Raw genomic sequence first — 21364 nt, 5'->3', positions numbered from 1 at the left:
GGGTGGTGTCCGGGGCCGCGCCGTTCAGTCCTCGTGCGAGACCGGCAGCGGCGGCATCCGCCGTCTGGCCATGAAGCCCCGCAGCAGCGGCGTCAGCAGGGCCAGCAGTGACAGCACGAGCAGCACCACCGCGACCGGGCTGCCCACCAGCACGGTCACGTCGCCGGCGCCGATGGCCAGCGCCCGACGCAGCTGGATCTCCGCCATCGGCCCCAGGATCATGCCGATCACCGCGGGCGCGACCGGCAGCCCGAACCGCCGCATGGCGAACCCGAGCAGCCCGAGCACGAACAGCACCACGAGGTCCACCGCGCTGGCGTTCAGCGCGTAGACGCCGAGCGCGGCGAACAGGATGATCCCGCTGTAGAGGTACGGGCGCGGGATCCGCAGCAGCTTGGCCCAGACCGGCGCGAGCGGCAGGTTCAGCACGAGCAGCATCGTGTTCCCGATGAACAGCGACGCGATCATGGCCCACACCAGCGCCGGGTTGTGGTCGAAGAGCTGCGGCCCGGGCTGCAGACCGTACTGCTGGAAGGCCGCCAGCATGATCGCGGCCGTGGCGGAGGTCGGCAGCCCCAGCGTGAGCAGCGGCACGAGGGTGCCCGCCGCCGAGGCGTTGTTGGCCGCCTCGGGCCCGGCCACGCCCTCGATCGCGCCCTTCCCGTACTCCTCCCGCGCCACGCCGCGGGCGAGCCGCTTCTCGGCCGCGTACGACAGGAACGTGGGGATCTCGGCGCCGCCGCCGGGCAGCGCGCCGAACGGGAAGCCGAGCGCGGTGCCGCGCAGCCACGGCCGCCACGACCGGCCCCAGTCCGAGCGGCCCATCCAGGCCCGCCCGACGGGTACGACGTCCGGCGGGGCGTGCCGCAGCCGGGAGGCCACGTACAGCGCCTCGCCCACGGCGAACAGCCCGACCGCGACGATCACCACGTCGATGCCGTCGAGGAGCTGCGGGATGCCCAGCGTGAGCCGGGCCTGCCCGGTCTGCTGGTCGATGCCGACCAGCCCGATCGCCAGCCCCAGCACCAGCGAGGCCAGCCCGCGCACGACCGACCGCGACAGCACCGACGACACCGCGGTGAAGGCCAGGATCGCCAGCGCGAAGTAGTCCTCGGGGCCGAACGAGATCGCGAAGCTCACCACGGCCGGCGCCGCGAACACCAGCAGCGCGGTGGCGATCGTGCCCGCCACGAACGAGCCGATGGCCGCCGTGGCCAGCGCCTGCGCGGCCCGCCCGCGCCTGGCCATCTTGTTGCCCTCCAGCGCGGTGATCATGGAGGAGGACTCGCCGGGCGTGTTGAGCAGGATGGACGTGGTCGAGCCGCCGTACATGCCGCCGTAGTAGATGCCGGCGAACATGATGAACGCGCTGGCCGGCGGCACCGTGAAGGTGATCGGCAGCAGCAGCGCCACGGTCATCGCCGGCCCGATGCCCGGCAGCACGCCGACCAGGGTGCCGAGCGTGACGCCGACGAGCGCGTACAGCAGGTTGACCGGCGTCAGCGCGGCGGCGAACCCGTCGAGCAGCAGCCCCAGCGACTCCACTCAGATCACCCCCGACAGCAGCCCGGCGGGCAGCGTGACGCCCAGCCCCTCGACGAACGTCAGGTACGTCGAGACGGCCAGCACCACCGCGATCAGGGCCGCGCGGACCCTGTGCTCGGCGCCGAGCGCCAGCGACAGCCCGAAGAACAGCAGGCTCGCCGCGATGATCCAGCCGAGCACGTCCAGCACGGCGGTGAAGGCCAGGAAGACGCCGCTCACCAGGCCGACGCCGCGCCAGTCGGCGGGCGCCTCGGCGTCCACGTCCTCGCTCTCCTCCGGGTCGCCGCGCCCGCCGCGCAGCACGTCGGCCACGTAGAACAGGCCGATGAGGATCATCGCCCCGCCGACCAGCATGGGGAAGAACCGCGGCCCCGGCCCGAGCCGGGAGGCCGCTGCCGACACGTCGAGCGTGCCCACGACGACGAACACGCCGAGACCGAGCACCACCAGGGCCAGCCCCAGCTCGGGCCGCCAAAGGCCGCGCTTGCGCCCGGTCTCCTGAAGAGTGGGCTCCTCGGGTGAGGACATCAGGACACGAGCCCCATCTCGGCGATGATGCCCTTGACCCGGGTCTCCTCGGACTTCAGGTAGGCGTCGAACTCCTGGCCGGTCATGAACGAGTCGATCCAGCCGTTCTTGGCCACCGCGTCCTTCCACGGCTGCGAGTCGCGCATCTTGGTGACCAGGTCGGTCAGCGCCTGCCGGTCGGCGTCGGCGAGCCCGCCGGGGGCCACGAAGCCGCGCCAGTTGGCCAGCTCCACGTCCAGGCCGCCCTCCTTCAGCGTGGGCGCGTCCAGCTCGGGCAGCCGCTCGCCGGAGGTGACGCCGAGCGCGCGCAGCTTGCCGGACTTGACGTGCTCGGCGAACTCGCCGACGCCCGAGACGCCGATCGTGACCTTGTTGCCGAGCAGCGCGTTGAGCGCCTCGCCGCCGCCGGAGTGCGCGATGTAGTTGACCTGCTTGGGGTCGACCCCCGCGGCCTTGGCCATGAGCCCGGCCACGATGTGGTCGGTGCCGCCGGCCGAGCCGCCCGCGACCGACACCTTCGCCGGGTCCGCCTTCCACGCGGCCACCAGGTCCTGCAGCGACTGGAGCGGGGACTCCGCCGGGACCACGACGATCTCGTACTCCTCGGTCAGCTTGGCGATCGGCGTCGTCTCGGCCAGCGTGACCTTGGACTTGTTCTGCTCGATGGCGCCGACCATGACCAGGCCCATGGTCATCAGCAGGTTGCCGTTGCCCTGCTCACCGGCGAGCTGGGCCAGCCCGATCGTGCCGCCGGCGCCGGGGACGTTGAAGACCTCGACGCCGCGGTCCGGCGCGACGGACTTCAGCGCCTGCTCCGCGGTGCGTGAGGTCTGGTCCCAGCCGCCGCCGGGCGAGGCCGGGGCCATGATGCGCAGGGTCGTGGTGCCGCCGCCGCTGCCGCCGCCGCAGCCGGCCAGCGCGACGGAGAACGCCGCGAGCGCGGCGATGATGCGCAAACGCATGATCAACTCCAGGGGGTTTCACATCTATGAACCCTGGATCGTGCGGCCCGTGAGCGCCCGCGTCGAGACTCTGCAGGTAGCGGTCGTAGTGGTCGTATTGGTCGCAACCGGCCCGTGACCTGGCGCTGTTTGCATGTGCTGCGTGAGACTCGGCACCCAGCTGTTCGTGCTCCAGATGGCGATCGTGCTGCTCGCCGTCGGCAGCACCGCCGCTGTCTGGGCACAGCACACCCGCAACCAGTACGACTCCCGCTACGAGCAGCGGGCGCTGGCCATCGCCCAGTCGGTCGCCGCCCTGCCGCAGGTGCGCGAGGCGTTCAAGCTGCGCCGGCCGGAGACCGTGCTGCAGCCGCTCGCGCTGAGCGTGCAGCAGACCACCGGCGCCGACTACGTGGTGATCGCCAACGCCGACCAGGTCCGCTACGCCCACCCCAACGCCTCGCTGATCCGCCACCGGCTGTCCACCGACGGCAGCTACGTGCTCACCACCGGCGGCGACTGGGTGGGCACCCAGAAGGGCACGATCGGCATCACGGTCCGCGGCAAGACCCCGGTGCGCGACGAGTACGGCGAGGTCATCGGCCTGGTCTCGGTCGGCGTGCTGGAGACCACGGTCATCGGCGAGGTGGCGGGCGCGCTGCCGCCGCTGCTGTGGACCGCGACGGCCGTGCTCGTCGCCGGGCTCGCCGCGGCCGCCCTGATCACCGCGAGGGTGCGCAGGCAGACGTTCGGGCTGGAGCCGCGCGAGATCGCCGCCCTGCTGGAGCAGCGCGAGGGCGTGCTGCACGGCGTCAAGGAAGGCGTGCTCGCGCTCGACCTCGACGGCCGGGTGACGCTGGTCAACGACGCCGCCCGCGAGCTGCTCGGCGACGTCGGCGACGACCTGACCCGGATGCCGGTCTCCGACCGCATGCGCGACGTGCTCGGCGGCGCCGACCCCGGCGAGGACCGGGTGGTCCTGCACGGCGAGCGGGTGCTGGTGCTCAACCGCACCCCGGTGTCCGTACGGGGCCGGCAGAGCGGCTGGGTGATCACCCTGCGCGACCGCACCGAGCTGGTCCGCCTCGCCCGCGAGCTGGAGTCGACCAGCAGCGCGACGGAGGCGCTGCGGGCCCAGGCGCACGAGTTCGCCAACCGCATGCACACCGTGGTCGGGCTGCTGGAGATGGGCGAGCACGACGCCGCCATCGCGTTCATCACCAGCACCACCCCGGGCGTGAAGGCGGGCGAGCTGCGCGAGCGGGTGCAGGACCCCACGCTGGCCGCGCTGCTGCTGGCCAAGTCGGCCGAGGCGGCCGAGCGCGGCGCCCGGCTGGTGCTGTCGGACGACTCCACGGTGCCCGAGGGGGCGCTCGGCGACCCGCAGGACGCGGTCCTGGTCGTCGGCAACCTGGTGGCCAACGCCATCGACGCGCTCGACGGCCGGGCCGGCACGATCGAGGTCTCGGTCGTGGCGGGGGACGGCGGGCTGCGCGTACGGGTGCGCGACTCGGGGCCGGGCATCACGCCGGAGCTGGTGGAGGAGGTCTTCCGCGAGGGGTTCACCACCAAGGCCGCCCACTCGGGGCCGCGCGGGCTCGGCCTGGCGCTCACCCGTCAGGCCTGCCTGCGCCGCGGCGGCTGGGTGCGGGTGCGCAACTCCGGTGGCGCGGTGTTCACCGCCCTGCTGCCCGAGGAGGCGGCGACGTGAGCGACATCCGGGTGCTGGTCGTGGACGACGACTTCATGGTGGCCCGCATCCACGCCGGCTACGTCGCCAGGGTGCCGGGCTTCGAGGTGGTGGCCACCGCCCACAACGGGGCCGACGCGATCACGGCCGTCGCCGGGTCCCGGCCCGACCTCGTCCTGCTCGACATCTACCTGCCCGACATGTCCGGCCTGGAAGTGCTCAAGGCGATCAGCGGCGTGGACGTGCTGGTCATCAGCGCGGCCCGCGACGTGCCGACGGTCAGGGAGGCCATGCGCGGCGGGGCGGTCAACTACCTGATCAAGCCGTTCGCCGCCGCCGCGCTCACCGAGCGGCTCCAGCAGTACGCCCATACCCGCAGGCAGCTCAGCGCCATCGGGCCGGAGGCCCACCAGGACGACGTGGACCGGCTCTTCGGCGTCACCGGCACCCCGCCGGCGCTGCCCAAGGGCCTGTCGCAGGCGACCTGTGCGCTGGTCGCCACGGTGCTGCGGGAGGCGGGCCGCGACCTGTCGGCCGTGGAGACCGCATCCCTGACGGGGCTGTCGCGGGTCAGCGCCCGCCGCTATCTGGAGTACCTGTGCGGCGCCCGCCGGGCCGAGCTGCGGCCCAGGTACGGGACGGCGGGCAGACCGGAACACCGATACCGCTGGATCGGCTGACACACTTCCGTAGTCGTTTCTCGTGACATATCCGTACCCGCGTGCCTTACTGTTTCCTGAGAAGTGGCTGCGGAGAGGGAGGAGATTGAGGCGTGCGTAACGCGGGACCGATCGAATCACCGACCGACCCGTTCGCCTCGGTGCCGTTACCCTCGCGCGCCACTTCGAGGAAGCCGAAGGTGGAAGGCCTTCCACCCGGTGTGTCCAGGGACATCTTCGGCCCCCAGGGCCGGCCGGAGTCCCCGCCCGCGGGCCAGGGCCCCCAGGCCGCCGCGAACGGCGGGCCGCCCCCGGCCCCGCAGCAGTCGCAGCCGTGGCCGGTCAGCGTGAATCCAGCGCCGGCCTTCACCGAGCCGCAGCCGCCCGCTTACACCGACCCCGAGCCGTCCAGGCGGCGCCGCCTGCTGCCCGCCGTCGGCGTGCTCGTGCTCCTCGCCGTCCTCCTGGCCTACCTGGTGCCGGCCGTGCTGATGTCCGGCACCGTACTGCCAGGCACCCGCGTCGACGGCGTCGACATCGGCGGCCTGACCGTCACGCAGGCGGCCGAGAAGCTCCGCGCCGAGCTGGCCGCCGAGCTCAGCAAGCCCGTCGTGGTGACCGTCGGCAAGCACCGCGACACCGTCCAGCCCGACGAGGCCGGCTTGCAGCTGGACGTCGTCAGCACGATCAACCAGGTGCCCAGCGGCTTCCCCAGCCCCGGCGAGGTGTGGCGGGCGCTGACCGGCACCACCGAGCTGGAACCCCAGGTAACCGTCGACGCCTCCCAGCTCGCCAGGACCGTCGAGGCGCTGGCCGGGACCGTCGACAAGCCTCCGACCGAGGGCAAGGTGACGTTCAAGGAGCTGCGGCCCGTCGTCACCCAGCCGCGCCCCGGCGTGCTGCTCGACCGGGGCGAGGCCGTCAAGGCCATCAGCGCCGCCTTCCTCACCGGCAGCGGCAAGGCGTCGCTGTCGCTGAAACCGGCCGAGCCCGCCACCACGCAGGAGGCCGTGAACCGGGCCAGGACCCAGGCCAGGCGCGCCGTCGCCGGCCCGATCACGCTGACCCTCGACGGCAAGCAGGCCCAGCTCACCCCGGCGGCCATCGCGGCCAGCCTGACCTTCGTGGCCGACGACGAGGGGGCGCTGAAGCCCCGGTTCGACGCCGCGAAGGCGCTCGGCCCCGTGGAGAGCGTCCTGGTGGACGCGGCCCAGGCGCCACGCGACGCCACGTACGAGATCGTCGACGGCAGCCCCCGGCTCGTCACCTCCCGCGCGGGGCGCGGCATCGACGAGGAGCGCCTCGCCCGCGACGTGACCGGCATGCTGCGGCGCGGCGGCGAGCGGGTCGTCCCCGTCACGCTGTCCGCCGCGCCGCCGGACGTCACCACCGAGGAGGTGAGCGGGCTCGGCATCAAGGAGGCCGTGGGCTCGTTCACCTCCATGTTCGACTGCTGCCAGCCGCGGGTCACCAACATCAGGCAGATGGCCGCGGACGTGGACGGCCACCTGGTCAGGCCGGGCCAGACGTTCTCGCTCAACGAACTGGTCGGCGAGCGCACCACCGAGGGCGGCTACGTGCCGGCGCCGCAGATCGTCGGCGGCCGGCTGCTCACCATCATGGGCGGCGGCTCGTCGCAGTTCGCCACCGCGCTCTACAACGCGGTCTTCTACGGCGGCTTCGAGGACGTGACGCACACGCCGATGGACTACCACTCGACCCGCTACCCGGCCGGCCGCGACGCCGCGCTGCTCTACCCCGACCTCGACCTGAAGTGGCGCAACGACTCCGACCACGGCGTGCTGATCAAGACGGCGTCCACCGAGACGTCCGTCACCGTCACCCTCTACAGCACCAAGCGGTACGAGAAGGTCGAGGCCGTCGAGTCCGAGAAGCGGGACTTCACCCCGTTCCGCCGCGAGACCAGCGACGCCCCCGACTGCGTGGCCGGCCCCGGCCAGCAGGGCTTCACCATCGACGTCACCCGCGTCTTCCACAACGACGGCAAGGTGGTCAAGCGCGACAAGAAGCTGACCACCAAGTACCGGCCGCGGGCCGAGGTCGTCTGCGCCTCCGGAAGCTGACCGTCACGGCGTGACGGCGATGATCCTGTCGTCGCCGTCACGCACGTCGCCCCGGCCGTCCTTGTTGCTGGTGCCCACCCAGAGCTTCCCGTCGGGAGCCGTGGAGACCGCGCGGAGCCTGCCGTAGACGCCGGAGTAGTGGGCCACCGGTTCGCCGGGCGAGCCGTCCGCGGCCAGCGGGATCTGCCACAGGCGCTCGCCGCGCAGCGCGCCCATCCAGAGCGACCCGTCGGCGTAGGCCAGCCCCGACGGCGACGCCTCCGAGGTGTCCCAGGTGACGATCGGGTTCTCGAACGCGGGGTTGTCGCCGCGGCCCTCGACCTCCGGCCAGCCGTAGTTGGCGCCCGGCTTGATCAGGTTGAGCTCGTCGAAGCTGTTGGCGCCGAACTCGGACGCGTACAGCCTGCCCTGGTCGTCCCAGGCCAGGCCCTGCACGTTGCGGTGGCCGAGGCTGTAGACGAGCGTGCCGAACGGGTTGCCGGGCGCGGGCTCGCCGTCGGGGGTCATCCGCAGGATCTTGCCCGCGAGCGAGTCGCGCTGCTGCGCCAGCTCCCGGTCGCCGATCTCGCCGGTGCTCGCGTACAGGTGGCCGTCGGGCCCGAACGCCAGCCTGCCGCCGTTGTGGATGCCGCCCTTGGGGATGCCCTGGACGATCACCCGCGGATCCGACACCGCGTCGCCGGTGAACCGGTAGCGGACGATCCGGTTGTCCTCGGCGGCGGTGTAGTAGACGAACACCTGGTCGTCCTTGACCGCCAGCCCCATCAGCCCGCCCTCGCCGTCGGGGACGACGCCGTCGATCTTGGCCACCTCGGTGACCTGGCCGGAGGCGCTCACGCGGACCAGCCGGGCGGTGTCGCGCTCGGTCACCAGCGCGTCCCCGCCGGGCAGGAACGCGATCGACCACGGCACCGCCAGGTTCTCCGCCACCGTCGTGGGCTCGCCCGGGGAGCGCCCGGGGCTGACGGAGGCCGTGGGCGTGGTCGCCACCCCGTCCGCGCCTGAACAGGCGGTGAGCGCCGCCAGGAAGATGATCATCCAGATGTGCCTCATGTGTCCCATACTCACTCCCGACCCTTAAGGTTTCCCGCATGAAGATCTGGGTGCCCTCCGACGCTGTCGCCGACGTCCTGTCCGAGCTGCCCGGCGTGGAGTGCGCGGTGTTCCACCGCGACGTGCCGGAGCCGCCCGGGATCGAGGACGTCGAGGTGTGGGTCCCGCCTCTCGTGGTGGTGTCCGACGTGCCCGGGATCCTCGCCCGCATGCGCTCGCTGCGCCTCCTCCAGACCGTCACCGCGGGCGTCGACCCGTACCGCCCTCACCTGCCGGAGGGCGTGGTCCTGTGCAACGCGCGCGGCGTGCACGACGCCGGCACCGCCGAATGGGCGGCGGGAGCGATGATCGCGGTCGTCCGCGAGTTCCCCGAGTTCGCCGGCGCGCAGCGGCGCGGCGCGTGGACCTACCGCCACACCGGGGCGCTCGCCGACTCCACCGTGCTGATCGTCGGCTACGGCTCCATCGGCGGTGCGCTGGAGCGCCGCCTGGCGGGCTTCGAGGTGGAGATCGTCCGGGTGGCCAGGAGCGCCCGCGACAGCGAGTACGGGCCCGTCCACGGCATGGACGAGCTGCCCGGCCTGCTGCCCGAAGCGGACGTGGTGGTGCTGCTCGTGCCCTCCACCCCCGCCACCGCGCGCATGGTGGACGCCGGATTCCTGGCCCGCATGAAGGACGGCGCCGTGCTGGTCAACGCCGCCAGGGGCGGGGTGGTCGACACCGGCGCGCTGGTCGCCGAGCTGGAGGCCGGCCGGCTGCGGGCCGCGCTCGACGTGACCGATCCGGAGCCGCTGCCCGAGGGCCACCCCCTGTGGAGCGCGCCGGGCGTGCTGATCACCCCCCACGTGGCCGGCAGCACGCCCGCATCCGGCCGGCGCACGCTGAAGCTCATCCGGGCGCAAATCTCCAGGCACCTCCGCGGCGAGCCGCTGGACAACATCATCACCGACGCGTACTGAGGAGAATCCGGAACGTGGCTGGGCCGTGACCTTCGGTGCGTACGGTTGCGTCTATCCAAGGTTTCCTGACTTCCTGTCAAGGAATTCTTGGCGGCAATTGGTCCGTGTGGTTATCAGATCGGTGACGACATCGGCGTTGTCACCACCCGCGCAGCCGAGACCACACACACTGGCGATGTGGACCCGCCGGGCTTCGGCGGCCACGGGAGCAGGGTTCGAGGACGGGATGGGCAACGACTGTGATCCGCTGGCGTGATCCACGGGCATCGCTGACCGCCGGAGCGGCGATCGGCGCGGCCGGGGTCGCGGCTGCGCTCCTTGCGGGCGGCCCGGCCCTCTACATCGGCGCTGTCGCCGGATTCCTCGCGGCCATGCTCGCCGCCGCCTCGCTGCTGCTCGCCTCCGGGCCGCCGGCCGAGCGCCGGTCCATGTCCAGGGGCATCCGCTGGATGGGCGGCGGCGCCGCGGTCTGGGCACTCGGCGTGGCCGTGCGCCCGTTCACCGACAGCTCCAGCCTCATGGTGAGCTTCGCCGACCTGCTCGTGCTGCTCGGCACCGTGCTGATCGGCGGGGGCGCGCTCGTCGCCGGCGGTCGCCGCCCGCCCGCCCTGGTCGTGCTCCGCCACGTCACCGACTCCTACCTGTCCGCCGCCGCGCTGTTCGTGGTCGGCTGGGTGGTGGCGCTGCGCCACGTCTACGACAACACCGCCGACCCGGCGCTGTTCACCTTCTCGATGCTGCCGCCCATGCTGGCGCTGCTGGTGACGTGCGCGGTGGTGCCTTCCGTGGTCACCGGCAGGGCCGTCGCCCTGCCGCTCGGCGTGGCCGGCCTGTGCGTGCTCGCGGCCACCACGACCTCCAGCCTGGCCGGCGCCGTGGCCAGGCTCGACGGCGGCGGGCCGCCCGGATGGAGCCTGGCGCTCGCGCCGGCGGCGTTCCTGCTGCTGACCGTCGTGCCCTGGGCACGCCCCCGCGAGGTGACGGCCTGGCCGCTCATGGGCAGCCTCGTCGCCCTGCTGCCGCTGGCGCTGGTCGCCGTGGCCACCGTGACGATGGTCGTCCACCTGTCGGGCGGGGGGCGGCAGGCGCCCGTCACCGGCGTCGTGGTGGTCGCCGCCTCGATGGTGCTGCTCCTGCTGCTGCGCCTGTTCGTGCTGTCGGGCGTCAACCTGCGGCTGCGCACGCTGCTCTCGCGCGGTGAGAAGCAGCTGCGCGACCTGGCCGAGAGCACCGGCGACGTGGTGCTCATCTGCGACCACGAAGGCACCGTGCACGAGATCGGGGCCGGGGTGGAGGAGACCTACGGCTACCGCCCCGAGCAGCTCGTCGGCGGATCGATCTTCGACTACATCCACCCCGAGGACGTGCCCCAGATCCAGTCGTCGCTGCGCGCGATGGGCCTCGACGACGAGGACGACGCCAATCCCGGCGCCTGCCTCATCGCCTGCCGCGTACGCGCCGCCGACGGCACCTGGCGGCCCACCGAGTCCGTCGCCACCCGCCACGCCAGCGGCGAGGACCAGATCCTGGTCACCACCCGCGACATCAGCGACGAGGAGGCGCTGCGCAACCAGGTCGCCCACCTGACCTTCCACGACGGCGTCACCGGCCTGCCCAACCGCGCCTACTTCGAGGAGCGCACCCGCGAGGTGCTCGGCGGCTCCGGCCACGTCGCGGTCATCTTCCTCGACCTCGACGGGTTCACCTCCGTCAACGACTCCGTCGGCCACGCCAGCGGCGACTACCTCCTCGGCCAGGCCGCGCGCCGGTTGCGCGGCGCCGTACGCCCCGACGACACGCTCGCCCGGTGGGGCGGTGACGAGTTCGCCGTGCTCATCGAGACCGGCGGCGACGCGCAGCTCGCCGTCGACCTGGCCGAGCGCCTGCTGCGGGCGGTCTCGCAGGAGCCGTTCCGGGTGGCCGACCGAGACGTGGCGCTCACCGGCAGCGTCGGGGTCGCCTTCGCCGAGGACGACGTGCCCGCAGGCGACCTGATCCGCAACGCCGACGTGGCCATGGCGCGGGCCAAGGAGCTCGGCGGGCGCCGGGTCGAGGTGTTCGCCGCGCAGATGCACGCCGACGTGGTCCGCAGGCTGGAGCTCGCCGCCGACCTGCAGCGGGCGCTGATCGAGCACCAGTTCGCGATCGAGTACCAACCCGTGGTCGACCTGGCCACCTCCCGGGTGACCGCGGTCGAGGCGCTGGTGCGGTGGTGCCGCGGCTCGGTGTTCGTGCCGCCCGACCAGTTCCTCGGCCCGGCCGAGGACACCGGCCTCATCGTGCCGCTGGGGGAGTGGATCCTGCGCGAGGCGTGCCGCGAGGTGGCCGCCTGGCGGGCCGAGTCCTGGGACATCGGCCTGTCGCTCAACCTGTCCGCCCGCCAGATCACCGCCCCCCGGTTCGTGCAGACGGTCGAGGAGGCGCTGGAGGAGAGCGGGCTGCCCGCCTGCGCGCTCACCCTTGAGGTGATCGAGGAGATGCTCGTCGACGACGCCGACGAGACCGTCAAGCGGCTGTCGGAGCTGCGCGCCCTGGGCGTGCGGCTGGCCATCGACGACTTCGGCACCGGCTACGCCTCGCTGGCCTTCCTCCGTCAGCTCCCGGTCGACATGATCAAGATCGATCCGTCGTTCGTGTCCGGGCTGGGCCAGGACGACACGCTGACCCTGCTCACCCGGACCATCGTGCGGCTCGGCCACGACCTCGGGCTCATCGTGGTGGCCGAGGGCATCGAGCGGCCCGAGCAGCTCGACCTGCTGCGCGAGATGGGCTGCACCCGCGGTCAGGGTTTCCTCGTGGCCCGGCCCATGGCGGCCAGGGGCGTCGACTCGCTGATGCGGACCAGTCTCACCGTTTGATCTCAGCGTGTGAGACCTGTGTCCCACCAAGTTGACACCGGGCGGTTCAGAGCGGCTATCGTGTAAGCCATGCTTCGCAGTGAGATTCTCGTAGTACTTCGCCGGCGCGCAGGCCGTTAGCGAAGCACTCCGACCTGCGCGCCGCCCCGCTCCCACTTCCCGTGGGGAGGGGCATTTTTTATGTCCTGACGTGTGATCACACAAGGAACGAGCCGATGACCGAACGGATGACAGGTGCACAGGCCCTGGTCAGGGCCTTGGAGCACGTGGGAGTCGACACCGTGTTCGGGATCCCTGGCGGCGCCATCCTCCCCGCCTACGATCCCCTGTACGACTCGGCCAAGGTCCGGCACGTGCTTGTACGGCACGAGCAGGGCGCCGGGCACGCGGCCGAGGGATACGCGCAGGCCACCGGCAAGGTCGGCGTGTGCATGGCGACCAGCGGGCCGGGTGCGACCAACCTGGTGACTCCGATCGCCGACGCCTACATGGACTCGGTGCCGATCGTGGCGATCACCGGGCAGGTGGCCAGCGGGGCGATCGGCACGGACGCCTTCCAGGAGGCCGACATCTCCGGCATCACCATGCCGATCACCAAGCACAACTTCCTCATCACCGACGCCGACGACATCGCGCGGACGATCGCCGAGGCGTTCCACATCGCCGCCACCGGCCGCCCCGGGCCCGTGCTGGTCGACATCTCCAAGGACGCGCTGCAGGCCGAGACCCTGTTCAGCTGGCCGCCGGTCATGCAGCTGCCCGGCTACCGCCCCGTCACCCGGCCGCACTCCAAGCAGATCCGCGAAGCGGCCAAGCTGATCGCCGAGTCCCGGCGGCCCGTGCTGTACGTCGGCGGCGGCGTCCACAAGGCACGCGCCTCCGAGGAGCTGCTCCGCCTGGCCGAGCTGACGGGCATCCCGGTCGTCACCACGCTGATGGCGCGCGGCACGTTCCCCGACAGCCACCCCCAGCACCTCGGCATGCCCGGCATGCACGGCTCGGTCTCCGCGGTGGGCGCCCTGCAGCAGGCGGACCTGCTCGTCGGCCTGGGCGTCCGGTTCGACGACCGGGTCACCGGCCAGCTCTCCACGTTCGCCCCGTACGCCAAGATCGTGCACGCCGACATCGACCCGGCGGAGATCTCCAAGAACCGCCACGCCGACGTGCCGATCGTGGGCGACTGCAAGGAGGTCATCGGCGACCTGATCGCCGCCGTCGAGGCGTCCGGCCAGCAGGGCGACTACGCCGACTGGTGGACGACGCTCAACGGCTACAAGGAGACCTACCCGCTCGGCTACGACGAGTTCGACGACGGTTCGCTGGCCCCCCAGTACGTGATGCAGCGGCTGAGCGCGATCGCCGGGCCCGACGCCTACTACGTGGCCGGGGTCGGCCAGCACCAGATGTGGGCCGCCCAGTTCATCGCGCACGAGCGGCCGGGCGCGTTCATCAACTCCGGCGGCGCCGGCACCATGGGCTTCGCGGTCCCGGCCGCGATGGGCGCCAAGATGGGCGACCCCGACGCGGTCGTGTGGGCCATCGACGGCGACGGCTGCTTCCAGATGACCAACCAGGAGCTGGCCACGTGCACCCTGGAGGGCGTGCCGATCAAGATCGCCGTCATCAACAACGGCAACCTCGGCATGGTCCGCCAGTGGCAGACCCTCTTCTACGACGAGCGCTACTCCAACACCGACCTGCAGGCGACCCGCCGGATCCCCGACTTCGTCAAGCTGGCGGAGGCCTATGGTTGTGTTGGCCTGAGGTGCGAGCGTCCCGAAGACGTCGACGCGACCATCAAGAAGGCCATGGAGATCAACGACGTGCCGGTGGTGGTCGACTTCGTCGTCCACCAGGACGCCATGGTCTGGCCCATGGTCGCGGCAGGGACGAGCAACGACGAGATCAAGTACGCCCGTGACATGGCGCCTACGTGGGAGAACGAAGAATGAGCAGACACACGCTGTCAGTGCTCGTGGAGAACAAGCCGGGTGTCCTGGCGCGGGTGTCCGCGCTGTTCAGCCGGCGGGGCTTCAACATCGACTCGCTGGCCGTCGGGCCCACCGAGCACGAAGACATCTCCCGCATGACGATCGTGGTCAACGTCGAGGAGCTCCCGCTGGAGCAGGTCACCAAGCAGCTCAACAAGCTGGTGAACGTGCTCAAGATCGTCGAGCTCGACCCGTCCCAGTCCGTGCAGCGCGAGCTGACGCTGATCAAGGTCAAGGCCGACGCCGACAGCCGCTCCCACGTGCTGGAGCTCGTCCAGCTCTTCCGGGCCCGCTGCATCGACGTGGCCTCCGACGCGGTGACCATCGAGGTCACCGGCACCCCCGACAAACTCGACGCGTTCGTCAAGGTGCTCGAGCCCTTCGGCATCAAAGAACTCGTCCAGTCGGGCATGGTGGCCATCGGCCGCGGCGCCCGTTCCATCACCGACCGGTCCCTCAGGGCACTGGACCGTACCGCCTGAAAGGTTATTCGCAAGTGACCGAGATTTTCTACGACGACCAGGCCGACCTGTCGATCATCCAGGGGCGCCGTGTGGCCGTGCTGGGGTACGGCAGCCAGGGCCACGCCCACGCGCTCTCCCTGCGTGACTCCGGCGTCGACGTGCGCGTCGGCCTGCCCGAGGGCTCCAAGAGCCGTGAGAAGGCCGAGAACGACGGCCTGCGCGTGCTCACGCCGTCGGAGGCGGTCAAGGAGGCCGACGTCACGATGATCCTGGCGCCGGACCACATCCAGCGCCACCTCTACGCCGAGCACGTCGCGCCGAACCTCAGGGAGGGCGACGCGCTCTTCTTCGGCCACGGCCTCAACATCCGCTACGGCCTCATCGAGGCGCCCGAGGGCGTCGACGTGTGCATGGTCGCGCCCAAGGGCCCCGGCCACCTGGTGCGCCGCCAGTTCGAGGCGGGGCGCGGCGTGCCCTGCCTGGTGGCGGTGGAGAAGGACGCCTCCGGCAAGGCCCTCGACCTGGCGCTCTCGTACGCCAAGGGCATCGGCGGGACCCGCGCCGGCGCGCTCAAGACCACCTTCACCGAGGAGACCGAGACCGACCTGTTCGGCGAGCAGGCCGTGCTGTGCGGCGGCGTCTCCGAGCTGATCAAGGCCGGTTTCGAGACCCTGATCGAGGCGGGCTACCAGCCGGAGGTCGCCTACTTCGAGTGCCTGCACGAGATGAAGCTCATCGTCGACCTCATGTACGAGGGCGGCATCTCGAAGATGTACTGGTCGGTCTCCGACACGGCCGAGTACGGCGGCTACACCCGCGGCTCGCGCGTCGTCACCGAGCAGACCCGCCAGGCGATGCGCGAGATCCTCGCCGAGATCCAGGACGGCCGGTTCGCCCGCGAGCTGGTGGAGGAGTTCGACGGCGGCCAGAAGGAGTTCCAGCGTCACCGTGACGAGCTGGCGGAGAACCCGATCGAGAAGACCGGCGCCGAGCTCCGTCCGATGATGAGCTGGCTCAAGGCCTGATTTTTCATGACGCTACGCGGCTGACAGAGCCGCGTGAGTCCGCGTGCGCGGCCCCGGCCGGGGTGATCCTCCGGCCCGGGCCGCGCCCTTTTTGCCGCTTTTCCGGCGCCGCCCCGCCCGTCCCCGTCTCATCCGGACGGCGTCGCCTGTGGGTAGTCCGATCGTCATGGAGGACCGGCTTTCGTCTAGGTTCCGCCAAGGGAGGCTTCTTCGTACGTCAAAGCGTGATTCTCGGCGTTTGTTCGGAGAGGCCTTCGGGGATACTTCCGACCGCTACCTACGGAGAGTAGTCGAGAGGTAACAGAGGAGATCCGATGTACAAGACGGGACTTGTCCTGACCGGTCTGATCGGCGGCATGGTCATGCTGGGCGGCGCTCCCGCGCTCGCTCAGGGTTACACCACCGCACCGGTAGTGGCCAACTACGACCACGACCACGACGACGACGGCGACGACATCAGGTACAACAGGTCGCAGGATGGCGAGTGGACCAACAACGGTTCTGACAATGACTTCCTCGACCTCGACGTCCTCAACGATGTCCTGGACATCCTCACCAACCGCTGAGGCATAACAGGTCGTTAGAGCGGGGCCCACCTCATCGACGAGGTGGGCCCCGTCACCGTTTTCAGCCCCTTCCCCCATTCCCCTCCCTCTCTACGCGACGCCGCCGGGGCGGTTACTGTCCGTGAAGATGGCCGCCGGGTCGCCGGTGTACCAGGCGTTCTCGATGCGGATCCGGCTCATCAGCCATCGGCCGCCGTCCCGTACCAGCCTGACGTCGTAGCGGTTCTTCAGCAGCGCGTGCGTGTCGTGGTCGGCGGTGAGCAGGTGCTGCGCCTCGACCAGGGCGGTCAGGCGGGCCGTGTCGCCGGTGACGGCGATGCGCGGGTTCGTGACCTGGTGGGTGGTGTCGACCCGTCCGCTGAAGCCGGACAGGATAGTCGTGACGATCGCGTCCCGGCCCTTCATCAGCGGCGGCGCGGCGCCCCAGCGGGCGGCTGCCGGGCGGAAGTCCAGCTCGGCGTCCTCGGTGAAGCAGGACGCGAACAGGTCCTCGTCCCGCAGATCCTGGCCCAGGGCGAAGCGCAGGAGCGCGTCGGTGATCTCCGTCCGGTCCTCCAGCTCGCGCGGGGCCCCGGACAGGGCGCGGTGCTCGGTGACGTACATGCGTGGTGCTCCTTTCGAACGGGCCTCCAGCCTCCGGTTCCGGCGGGCGGTGATCAACGCCGCTCTGTGCCACGATCGTGAAGCCGGGCTTAAGGACGGGAGGGCGGGGTGCTGGAGAGGCACGAGATCGAGGCGTTCCTGACCCTCGCCGAGGAGCTGCACTTCGGGCACACCGCCGAGCGGCTGCGCGTGTCCACCGCGCGGGTCAGTCAGACGATCAGGAAGCTGGAGCGGCGGGTGGGCGCGCCGCTGTTCGACCGGACCAGCCGCCGCGTCGCGCTCACCCCGGTGGGGCGCCGGCTCCACGAGGAGGTGCGGCCCGCCTGGGAGGCCATCGGGGCCGCGTACGAGCGGGCGGCCGACGCGGGCCGCGGGCTGACGGGGACGCTTCGAGCGGCCTTCACCGGGGCGGCCGCGGGGCAACTGCTGGCCGGGGTGGAGGAGCTGTTCCGGAGCAGGGTGCCGGGCTGCGAGGTGGTGATCAGGGAGGCGCAGCCGGGAGAGGTGGCGCCGTGGCTGCGCGACGGCGAGGTGGACGTCGTGCTGACGACGCTGCCGGTGCCGGGCGCGGACGCGGGGCCGGTGCTGGTGCGGGAGGCGCTGATGGCGGCGGTTCCGGCGGGGCATCCGTTCGCCCGCCGGGAGTCCGTGGGGCCGGCCGACCTGGAGCGGGTGACGGTGGTGGAGCTGGCGGGCGGCGGCCGGGCCGCACCGGGCTCGCCGGGGCCTCGGGCGGCGACCCTGCACGAGGCCCTGACGCTGGTCGGCGCGGGGCGTGGGGTGCTACTGGTGGGGGCGCAGACGCGGCGCTACTACGCCCGCCCTGACGTGGCCTACGTGCCGGTACGCGACGCGCCGCGGGTCGAATGGGGGCTGGTGTGGCGGGCCGGCGGCGAGACGGGCAGGGTGCGCGCGTTCGGCCGGGCCGCGGTGGACCTTCTGAGCGACTGACACACCTGGGTGCGGGCCCGGCCACGGTCCGATACGGAGTCGCGGCCGGGCCCGCCGGAGGGGAGCGCGGGGCGTGCGGTGGGAACCGGCACGGGTGGGGCCGGTACGCCCGGCGCTCCGGTGGTCTCGGCGCCCGGCGCTCAGTGGCTGGCGAAGGTCTGGGTCCAGTGCGGGCCGCGCGGGTGCTGGCCGACGCCGATGTGGGTGTACGAGCAGTCCATGATGTTCCTGCGGTGACCGGGGCTGTTGAGCCAGCCCCGCACCACCTGGGCGGCGGAGTGCGGGCCCACGGCGATGTTCTCGCCCCAGCCGCGGAGCGGTGCGAAACCGGCGGCCCGGATGCGGTCGCCCCCGGAGCGGCCGTCCCGGCCGGTGTGGTCGAAGTAGCCCCTGGCGGCCATGTCCGCCGAGTGCCGTTCGGCCGCCCTGTGCAGCCTGCGGTCGTGCAGCAGCGGCCGGCAGCCCCGGCCGGCGCGGGCCTGGTTGGTGAGCCTGACGACCGCGGCTTCGGCGGCGGAGGCGTCCGAACCGGACCCCGGCCCGTACCCGCATGACAGCACCACGCTGCGCGACATGGCGGGGCGGCCCTCGAAGTCCATGGCCGTGACGTAGTAGCGGCGCGGAGCGGGGGAGCAGCGCAGCCTGACCGTGACGCGGCCGTTCACCAGCACCCGGGAGTCGCTCCCGAGGGTGCGGTCGGGGCCGGGTCCTGCCTCCCTGATCCGTAGGCGGAGCAGGGACTCGTCGTCGCAGCCGGTTCGCACGGCCGTGGCCGTGATCGTCCCGCCCGGGTCCAGCACCGGCCTGGCGGCCACCACGCGGCACGCCGCCATCGTGGGGACCGCGGCGCCCGCCGCGGTCCCCACGGCCTGCGCCGTGTACGCGGTCTGCGCGACCGCCGGGCTCGACGCGGGAATGCCCGTCGCCGCGAGACTTCCGAGGCAGGCCAGTGCCTGGAGCCGTCTTCGCATCGCTGTCCTCCGGTGAGTTGAGCGTCGAGACCGCATTCTGGCCCTCCGCGTCGTTGATGTCCGGAAAAACTCCTCTATATCTGGAGCTCCACGTGACCCAATCGTAACAATTAACCCGCTGGCCTCGGTAAACCCATCGCCTGGATCACGCGTCCAGGGCACAAAAAACCGGGTGCGCCCGTTGGGGCGCACCCGGTCAGAAAAGTGATCGTGCTAGCACTGCGCGGGCTTGAGCCACGAGCACTCCAGGTCGGGCGACTCCTTGGCGGCCGACTTGAGCTGGACCGCGGCGTCCACCGTCGCGGTCCTGGAGAACTGCGCGAGGCGGATCGCGATCTTGTCCTCGATGTCCTTCGGCGAGGACGACAGATACTGGTTCAGCATGATGGAGAACACCAGTGGCTCCCCGTCGGCGCTCGTCACGTATCCGGACAGCGCCGTGACGCCGGTGAGCGACCCGGTCTTGGCGCGCACGTTGTTCGCCGCCGGAGTGTCGCGCATCCGGCTGCGCAGGGTGCCGCCCACGAACCGGTCCGCGTTCCCCGCGACCGGCAGCGAGTCGTACCACGCCTGATACCACGGCTTGTCACGCACGGCGAGCAGCAGCTGCGCGATCGAGGCGGGCGTGATGCCGTCGCGGCGCGACAGGCCGGAGCCGTCGCGCAGGTTGAGCACCTGCACCCCGTTGGCGCGGGCGAAGTCGGAGCTCGCCTTGAGCCCGGCGGCCCAGGTGCCCTGGTCGGCGACCTTGCGGCCCATCGCCTTGGTGAGGATCTCGGCGTGGATGTTGTTGCTCAGCTTCATGAACGGCACGAGCAGCTCGCTGAGCGGCATCGACTCCTTCTTCGCCAGCTCCTTGGCGCCGCCGGGGGCCGCGCCGGCCACGGTCTTGCCCAGCACCCGCACGCCGTGCTTCTTGAGCGCGTCGCGGAACAGCGCCGCGGTGTAGGAGGCCGGGTCGTCCACGGACACCCACTCGTTGTACGTGGACGCGACCGTGCCGGTGATGACCACGGTCTTCGTGCCGTGCGTGCGCTCGATGAGCACATCGGTGGACGATCCCACCGTGGCCTTGTTGACGATCTCCAGGTAGTCGGTGTCCGGCGTGGTGGTCACCTTGACCTTGCCGCCGTCGGGCGCGACGGTGACGATCACCGAGCCCGCGTCGTAGTCGCGGTCGGGGGAGGCGGTGAGCGCGGAGATCGGGGCCGCGTAGTAGGCCGTCTCGTCGTCCCACGCCCAGTCCTGGCCGAGCCGGACCGCGTCGAACCAGGTGTCGTCGGCCACGAGCTTGCCGGTGACCAGCTTGACGCCCGAGCCGGCGACCTCGGCGGCCAGCGCGTCGTAGTCGTCGGCCAGCATGGTCGGGTCACCGGTGCCGCGCAGCACCAGGTCGCCCGTGAGCACGGAACCGGCCTTGCGCCCGGAGCTCAGCACGCTGGTGGTGAACCGGTAGTCGAGGCCGAGCACCTCCGCCGCCGCGGCCGACGTGAACAGCTTGGTGTTGGACGCCGGCATCAGGAGCTTGCCCGCGTCGGTCGAGTAGAGCTCCTCGCCGTTCGCCGCGCTCTTGACCATCACACCGGCCTGGGCGATGGTCAGCCGGGAGTCGGCGAGGATCTGGTTGATGTCCTGGGCCAGGTCGGCCACGCCGGGCGAGGGTTCGAGCGCGACCGCGGGGGAGGAGGGGCCGGACGCCCACGCGAGGGCCGCGACGAGCGCGCCCGCGACGAGGGATGCTGAGGTGCGCCGCATAGGGGGTCTCCAAAGGGATGCGACAGGGGCTCGCCTGTGATCATGAACCAGGCGGCGCACGGTGTAATCCGCAAATATCCGTATCTTTGTGGAACTAGGGCCCTTCGGCGTTCATGACGAACCCGCAGTCGCCGAACGAGACCTCGTCGCCGGGCTTGACCCGGGCCGGGCCCACCAGCCGCCAGCCGTTGAGCCGGGTGCCGTTGAGCGAGCCCAGGTCGACCAGCATCCACTCGCCGTCGTCGTCGCGGCGCAGCTCGGCGTGGACCCGGGAGACCGTCAGGTCCGACAGGACGAGGTCGCACGCGGACCCGCGGCCGACCACGTATCGCCGGCGGGCGTCGTCGGGCAGGGCGAGGCGGGGCAGCCGGGGCTTGCGCCAGGCGGACTGCAGGCTGGTGGTGAAGCCGGAGACCGCCGACACCGCGCCGGTGACCGCGTTCGTCACCCGCCGGCGCAGCGTGAGCCGCCGCGGCAGGTCGGCCACGAGCGCGTCGAGCTCCTGCTGGTTGCGGGCGCGCAGCGCCTGGTCGACGCGGACCACGAAGGTGTCGTGCGAGAGCCGCCCCTCGGCGGCGCGCTCGCGGAGCTCGTCGATCGCGCGATCCCGTTCGCCATCAGAGGCGCGGAACGGTGGGTGCGTCGAGCTCATCTCCCGAGTATCGGCCGCGAGTGCGCACCCTGTCCAGAATACGCGGATCTGTTGACGACATGCATACCG

18 protein-coding genes are annotated in these 21364 nt (G+C 71.7%); 10 read left to right on the top strand and 8 right to left on the bottom strand.

All coding sequences use genetic code 11. From position 1 onward, the window contains the following. Positions 1 to 24: 24 nt before the first annotated feature. Genes ACIBF7_RS32005 through ACIBF7_RS31995 form a run of 3 tightly spaced genes read right to left on the bottom strand, consistent with a single transcriptional unit; the run spans position 25 to position 3035 of the window. Entirely contained in the window at positions 25 to 1545 is a 1521-nt protein-coding gene (locus tag ACIBF7_RS32005) for a tripartite tricarboxylate transporter permease (protein ID WP_397198813.1), read from the bottom strand. Continuing rightward, positions 1546 to 2073: a tripartite tricarboxylate transporter TctB family protein gene (locus tag ACIBF7_RS32000; RefSeq protein ID WP_148029464.1), complete on the bottom strand. Its 528-nt coding sequence runs from the start codon at positions 2071 to 2073 to the stop codon at positions 1546 to 1548. It lies immediately after the preceding gene. Then, complete coding sequence (locus ACIBF7_RS31995) at positions 2073 to 3035, bottom strand: tripartite tricarboxylate transporter substrate binding protein (protein ID WP_148029465.1); 963 nt, start codon at positions 3033 to 3035, stop codon at positions 2073 to 2075. The genes ACIBF7_RS32000 and ACIBF7_RS31995 overlap by 1 nt, the downstream gene beginning before the upstream one ends. A gap of 142 nt (positions 3036 to 3177) precedes the next feature. Here ACIBF7_RS31995 and ACIBF7_RS31990 point away from each other — a divergent pair, with 142 nt between their 5' ends. From ACIBF7_RS31990 to ACIBF7_RS31980, 3 genes are all read left to right on the top strand, one after another. Next, a complete protein-coding gene (locus tag ACIBF7_RS31990; protein ID WP_261808327.1) occupies positions 3178 to 4725 on the top strand; it encodes a sensor histidine kinase in 1548 nt (515 codons plus the stop codon). Next, positions 4722 to 5384, top strand: a complete 663-nt coding sequence (locus ACIBF7_RS31985) for a response regulator (protein WP_148029467.1) — start codon at positions 4722 to 4724, stop codon at positions 5382 to 5384. Before ACIBF7_RS31990 ends, ACIBF7_RS31985 begins: the two co-directional genes overlap by 4 nt. 179 nt (positions 5385 to 5563) lie before the next feature. Beyond that, on the top strand, positions 5564 to 7447 hold the full coding sequence (locus ACIBF7_RS31980) for a VanW family protein (RefSeq protein ID WP_397198812.1): 1884 nt from the start codon (positions 5564 to 5566) through the stop codon (positions 7445 to 7447). A gap of 3 nt (positions 7448 to 7450) precedes the next feature. On the opposite strand, the gene ACIBF7_RS31975 is transcribed toward ACIBF7_RS31980, so the two are convergent. Further along, on the bottom strand, positions 7451 to 8500 hold the full coding sequence (locus ACIBF7_RS31975) for a PQQ-dependent sugar dehydrogenase (RefSeq protein WP_397198811.1): 1050 nt from the start codon (positions 8498 to 8500) through the stop codon (positions 7451 to 7453). Positions 8501 to 8538: 38 nt separating this feature from the next. Between ACIBF7_RS31975 and ACIBF7_RS31970 the strand changes: the two genes are divergently transcribed. The 6 genes from ACIBF7_RS31970 (at position 8539) to ACIBF7_RS31945 (ending at position 16363) form a co-directional block, all read left to right on the top strand. Continuing rightward, positions 8539 to 9459 (top strand): 2-hydroxyacid dehydrogenase, encoded by a 921-nt coding sequence (locus ACIBF7_RS31970; RefSeq protein ID WP_148029470.1) that lies wholly within the window; start codon positions 8539 to 8541, stop codon positions 9457 to 9459. A 239-nt stretch (positions 9460 to 9698) separates the two neighbouring features. Beyond that, on the top strand, positions 9699 to 12317 hold the full coding sequence (locus ACIBF7_RS31965) for a bifunctional diguanylate cyclase/phosphodiesterase (RefSeq protein ID WP_271276417.1): 2619 nt from the start codon (positions 9699 to 9701) through the stop codon (positions 12315 to 12317). A 215-nt stretch (positions 12318 to 12532) separates the two neighbouring features. Continuing rightward, positions 12533 to 14269, top strand: a complete 1737-nt coding sequence (locus tag ACIBF7_RS31960) for an acetolactate synthase large subunit (protein ID WP_148029471.1) — start codon at positions 12533 to 12535, stop codon at positions 14267 to 14269. Continuing rightward, on the top strand, positions 14266 to 14790 hold the full coding sequence (gene ilvN, locus ACIBF7_RS31955) for an acetolactate synthase small subunit (protein WP_148029472.1): 525 nt from the start codon (positions 14266 to 14268) through the stop codon (positions 14788 to 14790). Before ACIBF7_RS31960 ends, ilvN begins: the two co-directional genes overlap by 4 nt. A gap of 23 nt (positions 14791 to 14813) precedes the next feature. Beyond that, entirely contained in the window at positions 14814 to 15797 is a 984-nt protein-coding gene (gene ilvC, locus ACIBF7_RS31950) for a ketol-acid reductoisomerase (protein WP_148034310.1), read from the top strand. A 314-nt stretch (positions 15798 to 16111) separates the two neighbouring features. Next, positions 16112 to 16363 (top strand): hypothetical protein, encoded by a 252-nt coding sequence (locus ACIBF7_RS31945; RefSeq protein WP_219548433.1) that lies wholly within the window; start codon positions 16112 to 16114, stop codon positions 16361 to 16363. A 90-nt stretch (positions 16364 to 16453) separates the two neighbouring features. Here ACIBF7_RS31945 and ACIBF7_RS31940 read toward each other — a convergent pair whose 3' ends face one another. Continuing rightward, complete coding sequence (locus ACIBF7_RS31940) at positions 16454 to 16966, bottom strand: nuclear transport factor 2 family protein (RefSeq protein WP_397198810.1); 513 nt, start codon at positions 16964 to 16966, stop codon at positions 16454 to 16456. 108 nt (positions 16967 to 17074) lie between these two features. Here ACIBF7_RS31940 and ACIBF7_RS31935 point away from each other — a divergent pair, with 108 nt between their 5' ends. Then, positions 17075 to 17917 carry a LysR family transcriptional regulator gene (locus tag ACIBF7_RS31935; protein WP_397198809.1) on the top strand — a complete coding sequence of 281 codons (843 nt, stop codon included), beginning with the start codon at positions 17075 to 17077 and terminating at the stop codon, positions 17915 to 17917. Positions 17918 to 18057: 140 nt separating this feature from the next. On the opposite strand, the gene ACIBF7_RS31930 is transcribed toward ACIBF7_RS31935, so the two are convergent. The 3 genes from ACIBF7_RS31930 to ACIBF7_RS31920 form a co-directional block, all read right to left on the bottom strand. Further along, positions 18058 to 18888, bottom strand: a complete 831-nt coding sequence (locus ACIBF7_RS31930) for a CAP domain-containing protein (RefSeq protein ID WP_397198808.1) — start codon at positions 18886 to 18888, stop codon at positions 18058 to 18060. Between the two features lie 213 nt (positions 18889 to 19101). Then, positions 19102 to 20643 (bottom strand): D-alanyl-D-alanine carboxypeptidase/D-alanyl-D-alanine-endopeptidase, encoded by a 1542-nt coding sequence (dacB, locus tag ACIBF7_RS31925; RefSeq protein ID WP_271280015.1) that lies wholly within the window; start codon positions 20641 to 20643, stop codon positions 19102 to 19104. 94 nt (positions 20644 to 20737) lie between these two features. Next, on the bottom strand, positions 20738 to 21295 hold the full coding sequence (locus tag ACIBF7_RS31920; protein ID WP_271280016.1) for a DUF1707 and FHA domain-containing protein: 558 nt from the start codon (positions 21293 to 21295) through the stop codon (positions 20738 to 20740). Positions 21296 to 21364: the final 69 nt, after the last annotated feature.

The sequence above is a fragment of the Nonomuraea sp. NPDC050478 genome, from assembly GCF_044458265.1.
Lineage (GTDB): Bacteria > Actinomycetota > Actinomycetes > Streptosporangiales > Streptosporangiaceae > Nonomuraea > Nonomuraea ferruginea.
The sequence above is the reverse complement of the archived record's forward strand: the minus strand, read 5'-3'. Positions and strand labels throughout refer to the sequence as shown.

What these genes read in the sequence shown, in the direction of transcription:
- ACIBF7_RS31945 (WP_219548433.1), top strand. Translation starts at nt 16,112, where the DNA reads ATGTACAAGACGGGACTTGTCCTGACCGGTCTGATCGGCGGCATGGTC.
- ilvN (WP_148029472.1), top strand. Translation starts at nt 14,266, where the DNA reads ATGAGCAGACACACGCTGTCAGTGCTCGTGGAGAACAAGCCGGGTGTC.
- ACIBF7_RS31920 (WP_271280016.1), bottom strand. Translation starts at nt 21,295, where the DNA reads ATGAGCTCGACGCACCCACCGTTCCGCGCCTCTGATGGCGAACGGGAT.
- dacB (WP_271280015.1), bottom strand. Translation starts at nt 20,643, where the DNA reads ATGCGGCGCACCTCAGCATCCCTCGTCGCGGGCGCGCTCGTCGCGGCC.
- ACIBF7_RS32000 (WP_148029464.1), bottom strand. Translation starts at nt 2,073, where the DNA reads ATGTCCTCACCCGAGGAGCCCACTCTTCAGGAGACCGGGCGCAAGCGC.
- ACIBF7_RS31975 (WP_397198811.1), bottom strand. Translation starts at nt 8,500, where the DNA reads ATGAGGCACATCTGGATGATCATCTTCCTGGCGGCGCTCACCGCCTGT.
- ACIBF7_RS31930 (WP_397198808.1), bottom strand. Translation starts at nt 18,888, where the DNA reads ATGCGAAGACGGCTCCAGGCACTGGCCTGCCTCGGAAGTCTCGCGGCG.
- ACIBF7_RS31960 (WP_148029471.1), top strand. Translation starts at nt 12,533, where the DNA reads ATGACCGAACGGATGACAGGTGCACAGGCCCTGGTCAGGGCCTTGGAG.
- ACIBF7_RS31970 (WP_148029470.1), top strand. Translation starts at nt 8,539, where the DNA reads ATGAAGATCTGGGTGCCCTCCGACGCTGTCGCCGACGTCCTGTCCGAG.
- ACIBF7_RS31995 (WP_148029465.1), bottom strand. Translation starts at nt 3,035, where the DNA reads ATGCGTTTGCGCATCATCGCCGCGCTCGCGGCGTTCTCCGTCGCGCTG.
- ACIBF7_RS31940 (WP_397198810.1), bottom strand. Translation starts at nt 16,966, where the DNA reads ATGTACGTCACCGAGCACCGCGCCCTGTCCGGGGCCCCGCGCGAGCTG.